The organism is Bacillus sp. Brlt_9 (assembly GCF_051948935.1).
Taxonomy (GTDB): domain Bacteria; phylum Bacillota; class Bacilli; order Bacillales; family Bacillaceae_G; genus Bacillus_A.
The window spans coordinates 1-427 of sequence record NZ_JAYJLO010000039.1; the positions used below are offsets into that span (position 1 = coordinate 1).

The window sequence follows — 427 nt, forward strand, 5'->3', positions numbered from 1 at the left end:
AAAAGCGGGTGAAGAGAATCGAACTCTCGACCAGAGCTTGGAAGGCTCTTGTTTTACCACTAAACTACACCCGCGTGGTCGGGAAGACAGGATTTGAACCTGCGACCCCCTGGTCCCAAACCAGGTGCTCTACCAAGCTGAGCCACTTCCCGTTATGGCGCGCCCGAGAGGAGTCGAACCCCTAACCTCTTGATCCGTAGTCAAACGCTCTATCCAATTGAGCTACGGGCGCTTATTCATGATGTTTTTTCGTCGTTGTATTTTGGCGACTCAATTATCTTATCATACTTCATTTTTTAATGCAAGTACTTTTTCAAAAGATTTTTTGATGCGGCCGAGAGGACTTGAACCTCCACGGGGTTTCCCCCACTAGGCCCTCAACCTAGCGCGTCTGCCGTTCCGCCACGACCGCGCGGAAAAAACAAAA

4 tRNA genes are annotated in these 427 nt (G+C 50.1%); all 4 read right to left on the bottom strand.

Annotation, left to right across the window (positions count from 1 at the left end):
* Positions 1–3: 3 nt before the first annotated feature.
* The 4 genes from VF726_RS31530 to VF726_RS31545 all read right to left on the bottom strand — a co-directional run bounded on the left by VF726_RS31530 (position 4) and on the right by VF726_RS31545 (position 412).
* A tRNA-Gly gene (locus VF726_RS31530) sits at positions 4–74 on the bottom strand.
* A gap of 1 nt (position 75) precedes the next feature.
* Positions 76–152: transfer RNA gene (locus VF726_RS31535), tRNA-Pro, on the bottom strand.
* A gap of 3 nt (positions 153–155) precedes the next feature.
* Positions 156–232, bottom strand: a tRNA-Arg gene (locus tag VF726_RS31540).
* A 97-nt stretch (positions 233–329) separates the two neighbouring features.
* A tRNA-Leu gene (locus tag VF726_RS31545) sits at positions 330–412 on the bottom strand.
* Between the last annotated feature and the right edge of the window lie 15 nt (positions 413–427).